This is a genomic window from Mesorhizobium sp. L103C131B0, assembly GCF_000502275.1.
Taxonomy (GTDB): Bacteria; Pseudomonadota; Alphaproteobacteria; order Rhizobiales; family Rhizobiaceae; genus Mesorhizobium.
This window is the reverse complement of sequence record NZ_AYXC01000002.1, coordinates 623,572-639,269: the sequence shown is the minus strand read 5'-3', so window position 1 is coordinate 639,269 and position 15,698 is coordinate 623,572. Positions and strand designations below refer to the sequence as shown.

The window sequence follows — 15,698 nt, the reverse complement described above, 5'->3', positions numbered from 1 at the left end:
CATGAGGGAAACGACGCTCCACCACTTTGTCCAGCAGGTGCGAGCATTGCCGGATGCGCAGTGGGGCTGCTTGTTATGGGACGACGCGCGCGCATTCAAAAGCGACGCTATTGGACGTCGCAAAAAGAAAGGCAAGAATCTTTGACTTTGTTACGGACTGAGATGGCCTGAGGCGAGGGTAAGAGGGTGCGTACAAACCGCCTGGCAGGGTGAACATCGCCGCTTTTCCAACAGCGTCGTCATTCGTCCTCGAAGCCGTTTTGTTTCAAATCCGCGATCCGAACAATCATGCTGCGTTTTGGGTCGAATGGGAGATCTTCAAAGTCGAAGGCGAGATAGAAGCCTCTTACATCATCATCGAGCGGATGCGTCAGGACACCGAAGCAGCCTATTTCCCTTGAGAACCGCACCGCTGTTCTCAAGGCGAAAAGGAGAAGCGAACGTCCACAGCCATGACCTTGATACCGCCGGTCCACGGCAAGCTGGCCGAGCAAGATAACTGGAATGGGATCGGGGCGGTTGCGTTGCGCCGATTTTGGCAGATGGGCGCGCTCGATTTGACCCGTGCTTAAGGTGACATAGGCGGCGATAGCCCCGGTCGCGAGATCACAAATGATGCTGGTGCGCGAGGTCCCATCCTGTTGATTGCGCCAGGCATGGCGGCGAAGCCAGTTGTTGAGCGACTCGCGACCGCAATCGAAGGCCTCTCTGTCGTCATCCGCCGCAAGAGGCCGGGGAGGCGTTAGTCCTGCCATACAGGCCGTGAGGCAGCGAGCCTCCGCAGCCCAGGACGGGTTTTCGCGGGAGACTTCGCCCACGCCTCGAACTTTTCCCAATCGGCGGCCGGAATCGTCACGATACGTCCGTCCAGTACCTCCATTTCGGCGGCTTCGACCGCCTTGCGCCTGATAAAGTCGCTGAGATTGGTGTTTGCCTGACTGGCGGCGGCTTCAAGAATGTCACGTTCATCAGAGGTGACGCGGACACTGAGGGGGGCCATATTTGACATCGGCAAACTCGCTTTCTGTATGACAATAGCGTACAAGCCGTCAGATTGACAGTGCCTTACCACACACCCCGGCGCACACCGGTCCAGAGATGGAACCAGATCGTCGGGTGGTACCATTGTTTCGACGGCAGGCCGGGGTCGATCGTGACAAGCTTGCCGTCCAAGGCACCGCGGACCGCCTCGACGCAGATGTCGCGCGAGAACGCCGCCTGGCGCAACGCATAGCTCGAAATAGTGTCGCCGGGCTCCGGCTTGCCGCGCGCCTGTTTCAACACGCCGCCGGTGTCGACGCCGGCGTCGACCAGATGCACGGTGGTGCCGAAATTCTGGAGATCGCCGGAGGCCAGCGCCCAGTAGCCGCCATTCATGCCGCGGTATTTGGGCGCGATGCCGGCGTGGTAGTTGAGCACCGGGCAGGGCATTTGCGCCAGCGTCTGCCGGGACAAAATCCGGCAGCCGGCGAGCAGCACCACGCCCGGGCGGATGTCGGCGACCGCCTGCAGGCAATCGGGCCCGTCGGCGGAGGAGACGTGGATGATCTTTTGTCCCGGCCTCGGCTCTGTCTGCAGTTTTGCGCTGCGATCAGCCGCTCCGCGTGCCCGGCGAAGAGGCGTTTGCCGAGCCTGGTCAGCACCATCGTGCCAAGCTGGCCGATGGCCGAAAACAAGCCCTGGCGGCGCGCCCGGCCGAGCAGCAATTGTTTTTTGGATTCAGGGCTTTCGAGGATGACGCTGACAGGACCGAACTGGTCGGCGATGGCGTTGACGATGGCCCAGATGTGCGGCCCGCCTTCGGTGACGATGACGATCGCAGCACTTTTTTCAACCGCTGATGCCATGGCGCGCTTTCTTGCCGGCGCGCAGCCATTTGCCGTGCGCTGCCCGGCTCAATTCTGTGCCGGGCGAGGTTAAATCTTGATGACCGCCCGGCCAGCGAGAGACCAACGGATCAGCGCTTGAACTCGATGATGTCGAGTTTCGATTCGTAGTAGGGCGCCGGGAATTCGATGCGCCATTCATTGGCGCTGGTGCGGAAGGCATAGCCGACCTGGTCGCTTTCCGGGCCGCTGCCATAGGGTTTTGGCTTGTTGTCATTGACATAGCCGGAGCCGAGATAGATCGCGCGTTTTTCGCTATCGTCGAAGAAACGGCCCTTGGTGCGTTGCGAGCCGCTGACCTTTTCCAGCTGCCAACCGGAGCCATCGTCCGTGACCTTGCACTTGAACCAGCCATAGATGACCAGCGGGCCGGTCAGGCCCACCTTGATGGTTCGGCATTGCCAGTTGCCGCTCAGGTCCTTGTCGGAAAAGGCCACTATCGGCTTTGCCAGCAGCGCGTCGAGTTGGCTGACCTCAGCCGGGTCTCCCGCTTTTGCCTCGGCCAGCGCCGCCTTGCGGGTCTCGCCATATTTGTCGAGGCGAACCTTGTCGGCAGGCGTGATGATCTTCTGCACCTCGCCGTCGGCGCGAGCGGGCAAGACGAGGCAGAGGAGGCCAAGGGCGGCGAGCAGGACGCGAGGGGTCATCGGGACGTTCCGTGTTCGGATGGCTGAATCAGCCTGTTTGCTTATGGCTCACAACTTAACCATTCGCGGCGGCCTGTCATCTGTTCTCGACAGCGTCCCGGCTCAAGAACCGCTTCAGGCGTGGGCGGCGGCCTGCGCCAGCCCGGCCGTCAGGTCGCCATAGCCCGTCGAGCGGCGCTCATAGGCGAGGCCAAGCATCTTCGCGGCCTTCTCGGCGACCTTGTCGAGTTCCGGATCGTCGGTCTGGGCGATGTAGATCAGCTTCTGGTAGTTGCCGAAATAGTCCTTGATCAGCTCCGGGTGCTTGTCGAGGCCGAGCGGCTTCATGAAGAAGGCGTCGAACTGGCGGCACAGGAAATCGGTCATGTAGAACGACATCATGTCGGCGTCGGCGACCTTCGCATAGGCGTCCATGCCCTGGTAGAAGGCAAAGCAGTGCGGCCCGGCCATGCGTTCGACGCCGTGCTTCTCCAGAACCCGGTCGAGCATGCCGCCGGTACCGCAATCGGCATAGCCAACGAAGATGTTGCTATAGCCTTCCGCCTTGGCCTTTTCGATCGCCTTGTCCATCGCCGGTGCGATGCGGTCGGGGTAGAAATGGAACTCCGCCGGCAGGCAGGTCAGGTCGAGATGGTCGAGCTTGAGCTGCTCCTTGACGGCCAAAACTTCGCGCGCAATCATTCCACAGGCGATGACCAGCAGCCTGTCGTCCTGATTCGGTTTCGTTTTTTGCATTCTGGCCATGGAACCCGGTCGAAGCGGCCTTCGTTGCTGTGGGGCGAATCTATCGAGAGAGGGATAAACCGTCCATGAAACTGTTACGCGTTGCGCCGATTGCAATCCTTGCCTGCGTCCTGGCGCTTACGGCCTGTGCCAACACCGTCCGTGGTGTCGGCCGGGATATCAAATCGACTGCGAAAACCGTCGACGACACCGTCACCAAACCCTGACGCAGCCATCCGTTCCAATAGCTGGGAACAAAAAAGCCGCGCTGCAAGGCGCGGCTTTCGATTGTGGGCCAGACGCCTTGCGGAAGAGATCAGGCTGAAGCGCGCATATTATGCTTGCGCTTCATGAAGTCCTTGGCGGTCTCGACCGCCACAGCCGCGTCGCGGCAATAGGCATCGGCGCCGACGGCCTTGCCGAATTCCTCGTTGAGCGGCGCGCCGCCGACCAGGACGACATAGTCGTCGCGGATGCCCTTTTCCTTCATCGTGTCGATGACGACCTTCATGTAGGGCATGGTCGTGGTCAAAAGCGCCGACATGCCGATAATGTCGGGCTGGTGCTGCTCGATGGCGTCGAGGTATTTTTCCACCGCATTGTTGATGCCGAGATCGATGACGTCGAAGCCGGCACCTTCCATCATCATGCCGACGAGGTTCTTGCCGATGTCGTGGATGTCGCCCTTGACGGTGCCGATCACCATCTTGCCCTGCTTCGGCGCGCCGGTGGCGGCCAGCAGCGGGCGCAGGATGAACATGCCGGCCTTCATGGCGTTGGCCGACAGCAGCACCTCGGGAACGAACAGGATGCCGTCGCGAAAGTCCTCGCCGACGATGCGCATGCCTTCGACCAGAGCTTCGGTCAGCACCTTGTAGGGCGCCCAGCCGCGCTCGAGCAGGATGTTGGTGCCTTCCTCGATCTCTTCCTTCAGCCCGTCATAGAGATCGTCGTGCATCTGCTGCACCAACTCGTCGTCGGAAAGCTCGGAGAGGATGATCTCGTCGTCGGCCATTTTTTCTCGGGCTCCTTGCCGCGCGGATGCGACCACGGCGGCTTAAAATAATCGCGTCAATACCTAACCCGGCGGGGGCAGGTATCCATAGCTGATTTGCGACTTCCCGCAAAAGGAAAGCGACCGCAAATCTATTGGAATTCTTGTCGATTTTGCGACAGGCGTTGGCGCTGGCGGGCCGTTTCGAATAGGGTGCATGGCTACGATCCGGGCGAGAAGCCGCCATACGCGGCCGCAAACGGTTTTTAGGGAAAAACGATCATGAGTGAAAACGCGTCAGTCGACCAGGAAGCGTCCAATGCGCGACGTGGACGTGCTGCCAGCGGCGGCGCGGCTGCAAGGCGGGCGGCGCGCTCGGGCGGCGGACCGGGCACCCAGCTCACCTATATCAAGCGCAAGATCAACATCTATGAGGTCCTCAACGAGGAAGGCCTGGCGATTATCGAAAACAACACCGATACGGTGCTGGAAGAGATCGGCATCATCTTTCGCGACGACGCCGAGGCGCTGCAGCTTTGGAAAGAGGCGGGCGCCGACGTCAAGGGCGAGCGCGTGCATTTTCCCAAGGGCCTCTGCCGCTCGCTGCTGAAGACCGCGCCGCCCATCTACACCCAGCATGCGCGCAACGCCGAACGTTCGGTGCAGATCGGCGGCAACGCCACGGTCTTCGCGCCGGTCTATGGTCCGCCCTTCGTGCGCGATCTCGACGGTGTCAGGCGCTACGCGACGATCGAGGATTTCCGGAATTTCGTGAAGCTCGCCTATATGGCGCCGTCGATTCACCATTCGGGCGGCACGGTTTGCGAGCCGGTCGACGTGCCGGTCAACAAACGCCATCTCGACATGATCTACAGCCACATCAAATATTCGGACAAACCGTTCATGGGTTCGGTGACGGCGCCAGAGCGGGCCGAAGACACCGTCGCCATGGCCAAGATCGTGTTCGGCGACGATTTCGTCGAAAACAACACCGTGCTGACCAGCCTGATCAACGCCAATTCGCCGATGGTGTTCGACGAAACCATGCTGGGCGCGCTGAAGGTTTATTCGCGTCACAACCAGGCTTGCATCGTCACGCCGTTCATCCTTGCCGGCGCGATGAGCCCGGTCACGGTGGCCGGCACGCTGACGCAGGTTCTGGCAGAGGTGCTGGCCGGCGCCTCTTTCACGCAGTTGATCCGTCCCGGCGCGCCGGTGCTGTTCGGCACCTTCGCCTCGTCGATCTCCATGCAGTCTGGTGCGCCGACCTTCGGCACACCGGAGCCGTCGCTGGTTTCCTACGGCGCCGCACAGCTTGCCCGCCGGCTCGGTCTGCCGTTCCGCACCGGCGGCTCGCTCTGCGCCTCCAAGGTTCCGGATGCGCAGGCCGCCTACGAGAGCGCCAACACGCTCAACTCGACCATTCTTGCCGGCACCAATTTCGTCCTGCATTCGGCCGGCTGGCTCGAAGGCGGACTGGCGTCCTGCTACGAAAAATTCATGATGGACATCGATCAGCTCGGCATGACGCAAAAGTTTTCCGAAGGCGTCGACCTCTCGGAAAACGGCCAGGCGATGGACGCCATCCGCCAGGTCGGCCCGGGCAGCCACTATCTCGGCTGCGACCACACCCAGGCCAATTTCCAGACCGCCTTCTACCGCTCCAGCATCGCCGACAACAATTCCTACGAGCAGTGGCTGGCCGAGGGCGAGAAGACAGCGCCGCAGCGCGCCAACGAACTCGCCCGCCGCTGGCTGGAGACCTACGAGGCGCCTTATCTCGATCCGGGCATCGACGACGGCCTGAAGGACTACATAGCGACGAAGAAGGCGTCGATGGCTGACGCCTTCACCTGAAAGGAGCCCGAGTCAGGCGGGGCTAAAGTCGCCAACATCATCCACAAGGAAGTCTGGCGGAGCGCTTTCTCCGACCCGGACAAGAAGGGATGATTGCGCGGCGCCGGGCTGACGAGATAGCGGCCGCGCTTTCCGCCGACGGCCTCATCCTGCGCGGCGGCTTCAATTTCGCAACAAGCGAAACGCCGCCGCATGGCCCTTCAGTTGCCCCCGCCAAATCCGTGCTGTTGGTGGGGCAGGCGGGAGCGGCACCCTGGCCGCATTTCCTGCGCTGGCGCGACCGGCAACCGCAAACCATTGCTAATCCGCTCGACACATGGTCGCGCGCAGTGATCGGTGCGGTGGCGGAGAAATTCGGCGCGCGCGCCGTTTCGCCTTCGGACAGACCTTATCTGCCGTTCCAGCAATGGGCGATGCGAGCGGAGGGGCTGAGACCGTCGCCGCTGGGCATCCTGATGCATCCGCAGTACGGGCTCTGGCATGCCTATCGCGGCGCGTTGCTGTTCGAGGATGAGATCGCGCTTCCTGAACGTCGCGAAGCGATTCACCTTTGCGACGCCTGTGTCGCAAAACCTTGCCTGAAATCCTGTCCGGTTGACGCCTATTCCGCGGATGGTTTCGCTCATCAGGCTTGCCTGGCGCATGTGCGGGGATCGAAGGGCGAACCATGCCGCGGCGGCGGCTGCCTCGACCGCAACGCCTGTCCGTATGGCACGGCCCATCGCTATCCGCCTGAGGTTCAGGCCTTTCACATGACGGCGTTTGCCGGCCTGTAGCCGGGTCGAAAGCCCGCACAAAGTGTTGAACGGGATTGTCAGGGAACGGCTTGCCCTGACGGTGCCTGCTTATATGTATCGCACGACATTTAACGGAGCGGGCCATGGCGAAGCAGGACATTGAGATCAAGACCGGGGACGGCGTGGCGAAAGCCGGGCTGTTCCGCTCGGCGACCGCTTCCTCGTCCAGGGCCGGCATCATTCTCTATATGGACGCTTTCGGTCCGCGACCGGCGCTCGACGCAATGGCGGAACGGCTGGCAGGCGAGGGCTATGCCGTGCTGGTGCCGGATCTTTTCTATCGCAAAGCACCCTACGGGCCGTTCGAGCCCAAGACCGCTTTCGTCGTCGAGGAGACCAAGGTCGCGCTGACGGCGTTGGTCCACGGCACGACACAGGACATGACCATCCGCGACAGCAGGGCGTTCCTCGACACGCTTACCGCTGAAGGTGTCACCGGACCGGTCGGTGTCGTCGGTTACTGCATGGGCGGGGCGCGGGCCTTGAATGCGGCTGCAACCTATCCCGATCGCATCGTGGCGGCGGCGAGCTTCCATGGCGGCAATCTGGCCAGCGATGCCGCCGACAGCCCGCACCGCAAGGCCGCAATGATCAAGGCGCGCGTCTATGTCGGGACATCGGGCGTCGACCGCAGCTTTCCGCCGGAGCAGTCGGCGCGGCTGGTCGAGGCGCTGCGCGTGGCGGAGGTCGACCACGCCATCGAAAACTATGCCGGCATGGCGCATGGCTGGTGCGTGTCGGACCACAGCGTCTTCAACGCGGCCGGCGCCGAACGTCATTGGAAGCGACTGACGACGCTGTTCGCCGAGACGCTGATCTAACGAGGCGTTGCCTGAAGTCGCAACGAACGGGTAGAGACTGCACGATTGGCGCGGCCTGTTAAAACAGCGCCGGTCGAGCGGGAACGAACAGCCTGATGCAATCCTATGATGTCGTGGTGATCGGCGCCGGTGCGGCCGGAATGATGTGCGCCATCGAGGCGGGCAAGCGCGGCCGCTCGGTCCTGGTGCTCGATCACGCGGCAAAGCCCGGCGAGAAGATCCGCATCTCCGGCGGTGGCCGCTGCAATTTCACCAACATCCACACCAGCCCGAAGAATTTCATCTCCGGCAATCCGCATTTCTGCATTTCGGCGCTCAGCCGCTACACGCAAGGCGACTTCATCGCGCTCGTCGAACGCCATGGCATTGCCTATCACGAGAAGACGCTGGGACAGCTGTTTTGCGACGGCTCGGCGCGCCAGGTCATCGACATGCTGGTTTCCGACATGCAGGATTGGGGTGTGGAACTGGCGTTGTCGACCGAGGTGAGGAACGTCAGCAAGACCGCGGACGGGTTTGTGCTGACGCTCTCCGCTGGCAGCGTCGCTTGCAGCTCGTTAGTCGTGGCTTGCGGGGGCAAGTCGATCCCCAAAATGGGCGCGTCCGGTTTCGGCTACGAGCTTGCGGCGCAATTCGGCCTTGCGGTGGTGGAAACACGGCCGGCGCTGGTGCCGCTTACCTTCGACGCAAGAACGCTGGAGCGGCTGGCGCCTTTGGCCGGCAATGCCGTCGATGCCGAAGTCGCCTGCGGCAAGACGCGGTTTTCAGAAGCGATGCTGTTTACGCATCGCGGCTTGAGCGGGCCTTCCATCCTGCAAATATCGTCCTATTGGCGCGAGGGCGACGAGATCCGCATCGCCATGCTGCCGGGGAGGGATGTGGCGGAACTGCTTCGCGCCGCCCGGCGCGTCAACGGCAGGCAAGCGGTGCAGACGGTGCTTGCAAACCATTTGCCGAAGCGCCTTGCGCAAGCAGTCGCCGAGCGCAGTGGGATCGATGGCAATCTCGCTGATTTGACAGACCTGCAAATGAAAACCGTCGAAGCCGCCGTCAACGACTGGCGCATCAAGCCGGCCGGCTCCGAGGGTTACCGCACGGCGGAAGTGACGCTTGGCGGTGTCGATACCAACGGGCTCGATCAGAAGACGATGCAGGCGAAATCCGTGCCGGGGCTGTTTTTCATCGGCGAAGTCGTCGATGTCACGGGCTGGCTGGGCGGCTATAATTTTCAGTGGGCTTGGTCGTCCGGCTGGGCCTCGGGCCAGGTGTGCTGATATTCAGGTGAGGCCGGCCTGCAAACGACGGCTTTCAGTGCTTCCGGTGCTCGCGTACCAAAAGTACGCTCCACTCCGGTTCTCGAAATCCATCGTTTTCGGCTCGGCCTCACCTGAATCTCAGCGCACCTGTTGCGCGTGCATCCGTCGCCTCGGAAAAAAATCTTTCCATAACCCCAAGGATTGGCCATTAGCCTTCGTCCAACAGGCAAATGATGGCGATGATGCTGGATGAAAGCGAAGCCTCCGACGCCGAATTGATCGGGCGGGCGAAGGGCGGAGACAGGGGTGCCTTCGGCAAATTGCTGGAGCGGCACTACGACTTCGTCTATCGCGCCGCCTATCGCTGGTGCGGAAAGAAGGCCGATGCCGAAGACATCGCCCAGGAGGTCTGTGTCCGTCTCGGCAAGGCGATCCGCGACTATCGCGGCGGCGGCGCGTTCACGACATGGCTCTATTCCGTGACGCTGAACGCGGCGCGCGACATGATGCGCAAGACCACGCGCGAAAACGTCAAGACCGAGGCTTTCGGCGCCTACAGCATGATTTCGGGAGAGGCCTCGGCCGAGCCCGAAGATCCGACTGAGGCGCTCTGGGCAGCGGTGCGGCAATTGCCGGACAAGCAGCGCGATGCAGTACTTCTGGTCTATGGCGAAGGTTTGAGCCACGCGGCCGCCGCCGAGGCGATGGCAATCTCGGAGACGACGGTTTCCTGGCACATCCATGAAGCGAAGAAACGGCTGAAGACGTTGATGCGTTCAGCCGGGGAAGTGTGACCATGGTCGACGACAACGAACTCAACAGGCTGCGCGACGCAGCAGTACCGGCGCCGGGCGAAAGCGCGAAGGCACGCGCCTTCGAAGCCGCCATGAGCGCCTATGATCAGGAAAATATTTCTGCCGTCACCCAAGGATCGGTCGGCGGGCTTCGTCTCACAGAGCGAGCACAAAAGCTCTGGAGCGAGATCATGCAAAAGAAACTCATCGCCACGCCGGCCATTGCCGGGCTCGTCGCCCTGCCGATCGCCGGATACGCCACCTTCCATATGCTGAGGGAACAGCCGTTGCCGTTCGGCGGCGACGAGAAGATCACCGAGACGCTGGCCGACAAGCCGGCAACCAATGGGCCGGCGATCAACGCGCCGGTAAAAGAAAAGCAGGCGCCTGAAGGCGACAAGAAGACCGACGCCGATGTGCGAAGCCGCGACACCACTACGCCGCTTACGCCACCCGCGCCGCCGAAGCCCGAATCGACCGTTGCTGTCGCCCCGGCGCAGCAGGATGCGCTGGGACGCGGCGTGTTGGCCGAGCCTGCGCCAGTTGAGAGCCGCGAGTTTTCGCTTGACGGCAGTGCTGCTCCGGCCGGCGGCGCGCGGGTCAACCGCATGGCCGGCGCGACCGAATCCAAGTACCTGGCACAGCCTTCGACGATGCCGGCCGACCAGATTGCGCCGCAGGAGCCAAACCGCGACCGCGTCGAGGATTTCAAGACCAATCCGGTGCATGCAGCCCTTCAGGATCCGGTCTCGACCTTCTCGATCGACGTCGACACGGCTTCCTATTCCTTCGTCCGCGGCTCGCTGAAGCAGGGCTACCTGCCGCAGGCCGATACGGTCCGCGTCGAGGAGATGGTCAATTACTTCCCCTATGACTGGAAGGGTCCGGACTCGGCTTCGACGCCGTTCAACTCGACCGTCAGCGTCATGCCGACGCCGTGGAACGGGCACACCAAGCTGATGCACGTCGCCATCAAGGGCTTCGACATCAAGCCGGTCGAGCAGCCCAAGGCCAATCTGGTGTTCCTGATCGACGTCTCGGGTTCGATGGATGAGCCGGACAAGCTGCCGCTGCTGAAGTCGGCTTTCCGGCTGCTGGTCAGCAAGCTCAAGGCGGACGACACCATCTCGATCGTCACCTATGCCGGTGACGCCGGCACCGTGCTGATGCCGACCAAGGTCACCGAGAAGGACAAGATCCTCAACGCCATCGACAATCTGCAGCCGGGCGGCTCGACGGCCGGCGAGGCGGGTATCAAGGAAGCCTACAAGCTTGCCCAGCAGTCCTTCGTCAAGGACGGCATCAACCGTGTGATGCTGGCCACGGACGGCGACTTCAATGTCGGCCAGACCGATGACGACGATCTGAAGCGACTGATCGAGCAGGAGCGCAAGACCGGCGTCTTCCTGTCGGTGTTCGGCTTTGGACGCGGCAATCTGAACGACCAGATGATGCAGACCATCGCCCAGAACGGCAACGGCACCGCCGCCTATATCGACACGCTGGCCGAGGCCGAGAAGGTTCTGGTCGAGGATGCCTCCTCGACGCTGTTCACCATCGCCAAGGACGTCAAGATCCAGGTCGAGTTCAATCCGGACAAGGTCTCGGAGTACCGGCTGATCGGCTATGAAACCCGCGCCTTGAACCGCGAGGACTTCAACAATGACCGCGTCGATGCCGGCGATATCGGCTCCGGTCATTCGGTGACGGCCATCTACGAGATCACGCCGAAGGGCAGTGGCGGCGAGCAGATGGATCCGCTGCGCTACGGCCAGGCCGCGGTCGACAATGGCGGCGTCGCCAACGCCGACGAATATGCCTTCGTGAAAATCCGCTACAAGCTGCCGAACGAAGACGTCTCGAAGCTGATCACCACGCCGGTGACGTCGGCCAACGAGGTCGCGTCCTTCGACCAGGCCAGCACCGACCAGCGTTTCTCCGTCGCTGTCGCCGCCTTCGGCCAGAAGCTGCGCGACGAGGATGCGACCGCGAAGTTCGGCTACGACAAGATCATGGAGATTGCCACCGCCGCCCGAGGAGCCGACCCGTTTGGGTACAGGTCCGAGTTCCTTTCGCTTGTGCGCCTTGCCTCGGCGCTCGGCGGTAACCGGTAGTGGCAATACAGCCGGTTCCTTTCAGACGGGGGTCGTTCTGATACGGGGAACCGGCTACGGGCGGGTGAGGCAGGCCGGCGGGGGAAACCCTGCCGGCCTTTTTTCGGATCGATTGATCCGAAGCGCACAGATGATCCGCCTGATCGTTAAATTGCGCGGCTTTTCCGGAACGTCATCGCAATGCCCTGCTATTATTGCATGGGGTCGGGACTGGGCTTGGGGAGCCGGGAATTGCAGATCATGAACATTGGAAACACGACGCCGGCGGTGAGACACACGCAGGCGTCGGGAACGCTGTCGCCAGAATCCAGGCGCATCATGGATGACGTCGACGCAGCCCGGAATACCGCAAAGTCGGCGCTGACCAATGACCGCTTTCGCGTCATGCTGGAGCAGATCGGCAATCCGCAGTCGTCGGGTGACCTGGTGACGATGAATGAAAGCGCCGACAGCACCGCCCTGGATTTCACGACGGCGCTATCGCGTTACGCTGAAAACAGCGAATAAGTTCGATATCAGGCGCGGCTGCGGCGGCGTTCGCGGCGGGCTTCGCTGGTCTCGGCGGTGTTTTCCGTCGCCACCTTGTTGCGCATCGGACCGATGCGCTCGACGATCCCCGCGACGGTCGGGCGTTCGGATTTGGTGTGCGCGTCGAGCGCCTTGCGCATGGCGGCAAGGTGCTGGAACGAGGTGCCGCAGCAGCCGCCGATGATCTTCGCGCCGCCATCCACCGCCAGCCGGACATAGTCGGCCATCAGCTCCGGCGTGCCGGAATAATGGATCTCGGTGCCACGAAATTCGGGAATGCCGCAATTGCCCTTGACGATCACCGTCGCTTCCGGCTTCGCCTCCGTCATGTCGAGCAGCGAGGCCAGGATGTCGGAAGCGCCGACACCGCAATTGGCGCCGACACCGAGCGGCGTCTCTGAAAGTCCGTCGACGACGCCGTGGATATCCCTGGGCAGCAGGCCCATCATGGTGCGGCCGGCAGTGTCGAATGAACCGGTATAGGTGTAGGGCAGGCCGACGCGGATGGCGGCCTCCGCCGCGGCGCGGATTTCGTCCGGCGCAGACATGGTCTCGATCCAGGCGACTTCGGCGCCGCCTTCCTTGAGACCCTCGATCTGCTCGGCAAAAGCCTCGACTGCTTCGTCATAGGTCATGGCGCCGAGCGGCACCAGCAACTCGCCGGTCGGGCCGACCGAGCCGGCGACGATGACTTTCCTGCCGGCCTTGTCGGCGACCGCGCGGGCAATCTCGGCGGCGCGCTTGTTCAGCGCATGCACGCGGTCCTGCGCATGGTGCAGCTTCAGCCGGTGGCGCGTGCCGCCGAACGAGTTGGTGAGAATGATATCGGCGCCGGCGTCGACGAAATTCTGGTGCAGGCTGGTGATGGTGTCGGGCGCTGTCTCGTTCAGCAACTCCGGCGCTTCGCCGGCCTCCAGACCCATGGCGAACAGATTGGTGCCGGTGGCGCCATCGGCGAGCAGCACGCCCTTTTCGGCCAGCAGAGCATCGATGGGATTGTTCGCGGTCATCGGATCGGCTTTCAGATTTTGAATGGAATAAGGATATAAAGAAGTCTTTATGTCCAGTCAATGTGTTTGCGACCTGCAATTGCCGCGCGGTTCACCTTTCCGGGGCGTTGGCGGTCAGGCAGAACCCGATGGAAATGACGCGCCGGCCAGATTGCGCGCGTAGGCGGCGGCCTCATGCGGGTTGATGTCGGCGGCCCGGATCAGATTGTCAAAATGCTGGGTCAGCGCCTGTACCGGCTGGGTGGCATTCAGCACGACATACATGTCGCCGACATAGATGGCGGCGCGGTAGGGACCGAAGATTGTCAGCGGGATCGAATAGCGCATGCGGCCGTCATAGAGGAACAGGCGGAAGGTGGGGTAGAGATCGTCAAGCAGCGTCGCCATATGGGCAAGCTGCTGCCGGCGGTCAGCCTCGGGAAAGCGGTCCCAGACGCCCAGGCCGCGGGCGAAAATCTCCAGCGTGTGGCGCGGCATGCAGACCTCCATATCGGTCTCAGGGCGCCGGTTGTACTCGATGCGGTACTGCGTCTCGCTGGCCTGCGCCAGACGGCTGCGGTTGGTGATGTTGGCTTCGTAGTCGACCAGCTGGCGTGTGCGCAGGAGATCGGGAATGCCGGCCGGCACATAGCGGATCTTGGTGCCTGCGGCTTCCGCGAACCATTTGGCGAGCAGCGTGCGGTCGAAGCCGTCGGGCGCCTCTTCGATCTCCAGGCTTTCGCGGATTTCGCCGGTGACGCCTTCGTCCTGGGAGAGGCCGAGCAGCCAGTCCAGCGAGATCTTGAATTCGACGGCGATGTTGAGCAGCGTTTCGGCGCGTGGCAGGCGCGTCGAGGCGCCGGACATCAGTTGCGACAGCGCCGACCGGTCGATGCCGACTGCTGACGCGAAAGCCGACTGGTTGAGATCGGACCGTGTCAGGAGCAGCTTCAGGCGCTCCCGGAAGATTGCCGAAAGGTCCCGTTTGTCCACTGTTCGTTCTCCGCACTCTCTTAGGAAAAATTTGCGCCCGAGCCGTCGAATCAGCACTTCCAGCGTAAATGAATCCGTAGGGTTGTTTACAATGTATAACATCTGCGGTCGAAAATGCGCAATCGCAACATTTTGTACACTTTGTCTCGTTGAGCGGAATCGCTTCTCCTGACACTATGCTGTCAGGAACCAATTCCGGCGACTGAGGGACAGTGGTCGATAGCATGACAGGCAAGCGCATCAAGCGACGCGACGCAGCCGCCATCGAGTGGCCGACCGTGGTGCTCGCTTTCTTCTGTTACGGAATGTGGCTCGCTGCCGGGCTCCTGCTCTGGCCCTCTTATCCGATCCCGGCACTTCTTCTCCTCGGCTTCATCCTGGCCTTGCAGTCGTCGATCATGCACGAAGTGCTGCATGGCCATCCGACGCGCAGCGCGCTCATCAACGAAGCCTTCGTCTTCCTGCCGATCGGCCTGGTCTGGCCGTTCCGTCGCTTCAAGACGCTCCATTTGCGCCACCACGCCGACGAGCGCCTGACCGATCCGCTCGACGATCCCGAGAGCTATTACCAGGCGTTGTGGATGCATGACGATCTGCCGCCGACGATGAAATTCCTGCTCAAGATCAACAACACCATGGCCGGCCGTTTCTTTCTCGGCCCCTGGCTGTCCTGCATCGGTTTCTTCGTCGATGACGCCAGGCATGTGATTGCCGGCGATAAGGTGATCGGCAAGGCATGGCTGCTGCATGCGATCGGCCTCGCCATCGTGGTGCCGATCGTGCAGTTCGGCTTCGGCATTCCGGTATGGCTCTACATTCTGGTGCCGGTCTGGCTCGGCCAGTCGCTGATCGCGGTCCGGACTTTCGCCGAACATCAGTGGTCCGAGCACCCTGAAGGACGCACGGTGATCATCGAGCGCTCGCCGCTGTCGTTCCTGTTCCTCAACAACAATCTGCACTTCGTTCACCACAAGACCCCGACCGTTGCCTGGTACAGGCTGCCAAAACTGTTTGCCGACCGCCGCGACGAGTGGCTGCGGATGAACAATGGCTACGCCTATCCGAACTATTTCGCACTGATCAAAGCCTACGCCTTCAAGCCCAAGGAGCCGATCGTGCACCCGGTGCTGCGCCGCCAGGCCGAGCCGGGCAGGGCGTTCAAGCCGCGCATCAGGGCGCGCAGCATCAGCGGGCTTGGCAGCGCGCCGGTTCCGGCCGAGCCGCCGAAGGAATAATCCCCGGACTTCCCGAACCCGTGTCGGCCAATTCTGATTGGACGCCGCGTTTTTGCGATCCTTT

General features: G+C 62.2%; 16 protein-coding genes and 1 pseudogene. 9 read left to right on the top strand and 8 right to left on the bottom strand.

What is annotated here, in order from left to right; all coding sequences use genetic code 11:
* Window positions 1-239: 239 nt before the first annotated feature.
* From X730_RS1000000165825 to X730_RS158240, 5 genes and pseudogenes are all read right to left on the bottom strand, one after another.
* On the bottom strand, window positions 240-755 hold the full coding sequence (locus X730_RS1000000165825; protein ID WP_081731010.1) for a GNAT family N-acetyltransferase: 516 nt from the start codon (window positions 753-755) through the stop codon (window positions 240-242).
* On the bottom strand, window positions 743-1,009 hold the full coding sequence (locus X730_RS158230; RefSeq protein ID WP_023735234.1) for a DUF6290 family protein: 267 nt from the start codon (window positions 1,007-1,009) through the stop codon (window positions 743-745). The genes X730_RS1000000165825 and X730_RS158230 overlap by 13 nt, the downstream gene beginning before the upstream one ends.
* 56 nt (window positions 1,010-1,065) lie before the next feature.
* Window positions 1,066-1,847: pseudogene (locus X730_RS01000000164215) on the bottom strand (formyl transferase).
* Between the two features lie 110 nt (window positions 1,848-1,957).
* Window positions 1,958-2,533: a DUF4893 domain-containing protein gene (locus X730_RS158235; RefSeq protein ID WP_023670399.1), complete on the bottom strand. Its 576-nt coding sequence runs from the start codon at window positions 2,531-2,533 to the stop codon at window positions 1,958-1,960.
* 114 nt (window positions 2,534-2,647) lie between these two features.
* Complete coding sequence (locus X730_RS158240; protein ID WP_023753434.1) at window positions 2,648-3,277, bottom strand: DUF1638 domain-containing protein; 630 nt, start codon at window positions 3,275-3,277, stop codon at window positions 2,648-2,650.
* Between the two features lie 65 nt (window positions 3,278-3,342).
* On the opposite strand from X730_RS158240, the gene X730_RS23095 reads away from it, so the two are divergent.
* Complete coding sequence (locus tag X730_RS23095) at window positions 3,343-3,483, top strand: entericidin A/B family lipoprotein (RefSeq protein ID WP_023825773.1); 141 nt, start codon at window positions 3,343-3,345, stop codon at window positions 3,481-3,483.
* Window positions 3,484-3,572: 89 nt separating this feature from the next.
* On the opposite strand, the gene X730_RS158245 is transcribed toward X730_RS23095, so the two are convergent.
* A complete protein-coding gene (locus X730_RS158245) occupies window positions 3,573-4,271 on the bottom strand; it encodes a B12-binding domain-containing protein (protein ID WP_023753433.1) in 699 nt (232 codons plus the stop codon).
* Between the two features lie 261 nt (window positions 4,272-4,532).
* Here X730_RS158245 and X730_RS158250 point away from each other — a divergent pair, with 261 nt between their 5' ends.
* The 7 genes from X730_RS158250 (at window position 4,533) to X730_RS158280 (ending at window position 12,396) form a co-directional block, all read left to right on the top strand.
* Window positions 4,533-6,107 carry a trimethylamine methyltransferase family protein gene (locus tag X730_RS158250; RefSeq protein WP_023670403.1) on the top strand — a complete coding sequence of 525 codons (1,575 nt, stop codon included), beginning with the start codon at window positions 4,533-4,535 and terminating at the stop codon, window positions 6,105-6,107.
* An 89-nt stretch (window positions 6,108-6,196) separates the two neighbouring features.
* A complete protein-coding gene (locus X730_RS158255; RefSeq protein WP_023691016.1) occupies window positions 6,197-6,883 on the top strand; it encodes a hypothetical protein in 687 nt (228 codons plus the stop codon).
* Window positions 6,884-6,987: 104 nt separating this feature from the next.
* Entirely contained in the window at window positions 6,988-7,725 is a 738-nt protein-coding gene (locus X730_RS158260; RefSeq protein WP_023691017.1) for a dienelactone hydrolase family protein, read from the top strand.
* Window positions 7,726-7,820: 95 nt separating this feature from the next.
* A complete protein-coding gene (locus tag X730_RS158265) occupies window positions 7,821-8,999 on the top strand; it encodes an NAD(P)/FAD-dependent oxidoreductase (protein WP_023700323.1) in 1,179 nt (392 codons plus the stop codon).
* Between the two features lie 215 nt (window positions 9,000-9,214).
* Complete coding sequence (locus X730_RS158270; RefSeq protein WP_023696454.1) at window positions 9,215-9,775, top strand: RNA polymerase sigma factor; 561 nt, start codon at window positions 9,215-9,217, stop codon at window positions 9,773-9,775.
* Window positions 9,776-9,777: 2 nt separating this feature from the next.
* Entirely contained in the window at window positions 9,778-11,889 is a 2,112-nt protein-coding gene (locus tag X730_RS158275; RefSeq protein WP_023746824.1) for a VWA domain-containing protein, read from the top strand.
* Window positions 11,890-12,129: 240 nt separating this feature from the next.
* Window positions 12,130-12,396 (top strand): hypothetical protein, encoded by a 267-nt coding sequence (locus X730_RS158280; protein WP_023724232.1) that lies wholly within the window; start codon window positions 12,130-12,132, stop codon window positions 12,394-12,396.
* 8 nt (window positions 12,397-12,404) lie between these two features.
* Here X730_RS158280 and bmt read toward each other — a convergent pair whose 3' ends face one another.
* Together bmt and X730_RS158290 are read right to left on the bottom strand one after the other, a co-directional pair.
* Entirely contained in the window at window positions 12,405-13,427 is a 1,023-nt protein-coding gene (bmt, locus tag X730_RS158285; RefSeq protein ID WP_023688124.1) for a betaine--homocysteine S-methyltransferase, read from the bottom strand.
* Window positions 13,428-13,541: 114 nt separating this feature from the next.
* Window positions 13,542-14,399, bottom strand: coding sequence for a helix-turn-helix transcriptional regulator (locus X730_RS158290; RefSeq protein ID WP_023825772.1), 858 nt, complete (start codon window positions 14,397-14,399; stop codon window positions 13,542-13,544).
* A 224-nt stretch (window positions 14,400-14,623) separates the two neighbouring features.
* On the opposite strand from X730_RS158290, the gene X730_RS158295 reads away from it, so the two are divergent.
* Complete coding sequence (locus tag X730_RS158295) at window positions 14,624-15,634, top strand: fatty acid desaturase (protein ID WP_031196653.1); 1,011 nt, start codon at window positions 14,624-14,626, stop codon at window positions 15,632-15,634.
* Window positions 15,635-15,698 lie beyond the last annotated feature (64 nt).

Bases quoted from the DNA above. Each gene is read 5' to 3' on its own strand.
- X730_RS23095 (WP_023825773.1), top strand. From the start codon at position 3,343: ATGAAACTGTTACGCGTTGCGCCGATTGCAATCCTTGCCTGCGTCCTG.
- X730_RS158245 (WP_023753433.1), bottom strand. From the start codon at position 4,271: ATGGCCGACGACGAGATCATCCTCTCCGAGCTTTCCGACGACGAGTTG.
- X730_RS158260 (WP_023691017.1), top strand. From the start codon at position 6,988: ATGGCGAAGCAGGACATTGAGATCAAGACCGGGGACGGCGTGGCGAAA.
- X730_RS158265 (WP_023700323.1), top strand. From the start codon at position 7,821: ATGCAATCCTATGATGTCGTGGTGATCGGCGCCGGTGCGGCCGGAATG.
- X730_RS158230 (WP_023735234.1), bottom strand. From the start codon at position 1,009: ATGTCAAATATGGCCCCCCTCAGTGTCCGCGTCACCTCTGATGAACGT.
- X730_RS158255 (WP_023691016.1), top strand. From the start codon at position 6,197: ATGATTGCGCGGCGCCGGGCTGACGAGATAGCGGCCGCGCTTTCCGCC.
- X730_RS158250 (WP_023670403.1), top strand. From the start codon at position 4,533: ATGAGTGAAAACGCGTCAGTCGACCAGGAAGCGTCCAATGCGCGACGT.
- X730_RS158235 (WP_023670399.1), bottom strand. From the start codon at position 2,533: ATGACCCCTCGCGTCCTGCTCGCCGCCCTTGGCCTCCTCTGCCTCGTC.
- X730_RS158295 (WP_031196653.1), top strand. From the start codon at position 14,624: ATGACAGGCAAGCGCATCAAGCGACGCGACGCAGCCGCCATCGAGTGG.
- X730_RS158240 (WP_023753434.1), bottom strand. From the start codon at position 3,277: ATGGCCAGAATGCAAAAAACGAAACCGAATCAGGACGACAGGCTGCTG.
- X730_RS158275 (WP_023746824.1), top strand. From the start codon at position 9,778: ATGGTCGACGACAACGAACTCAACAGGCTGCGCGACGCAGCAGTACCG.
- bmt (WP_023688124.1), bottom strand. From the start codon at position 13,427: ATGACCGCGAACAATCCCATCGATGCTCTGCTGGCCGAAAAGGGCGTG.
- X730_RS158270 (WP_023696454.1), top strand. From the start codon at position 9,215: ATGGCGATGATGCTGGATGAAAGCGAAGCCTCCGACGCCGAATTGATC.
- X730_RS158280 (WP_023724232.1), top strand. From the start codon at position 12,130: ATGAACATTGGAAACACGACGCCGGCGGTGAGACACACGCAGGCGTCG.
- X730_RS1000000165825 (WP_081731010.1), bottom strand. From the start codon at position 755: ATGGCAGGACTAACGCCTCCCCGGCCTCTTGCGGCGGATGACGACAGA.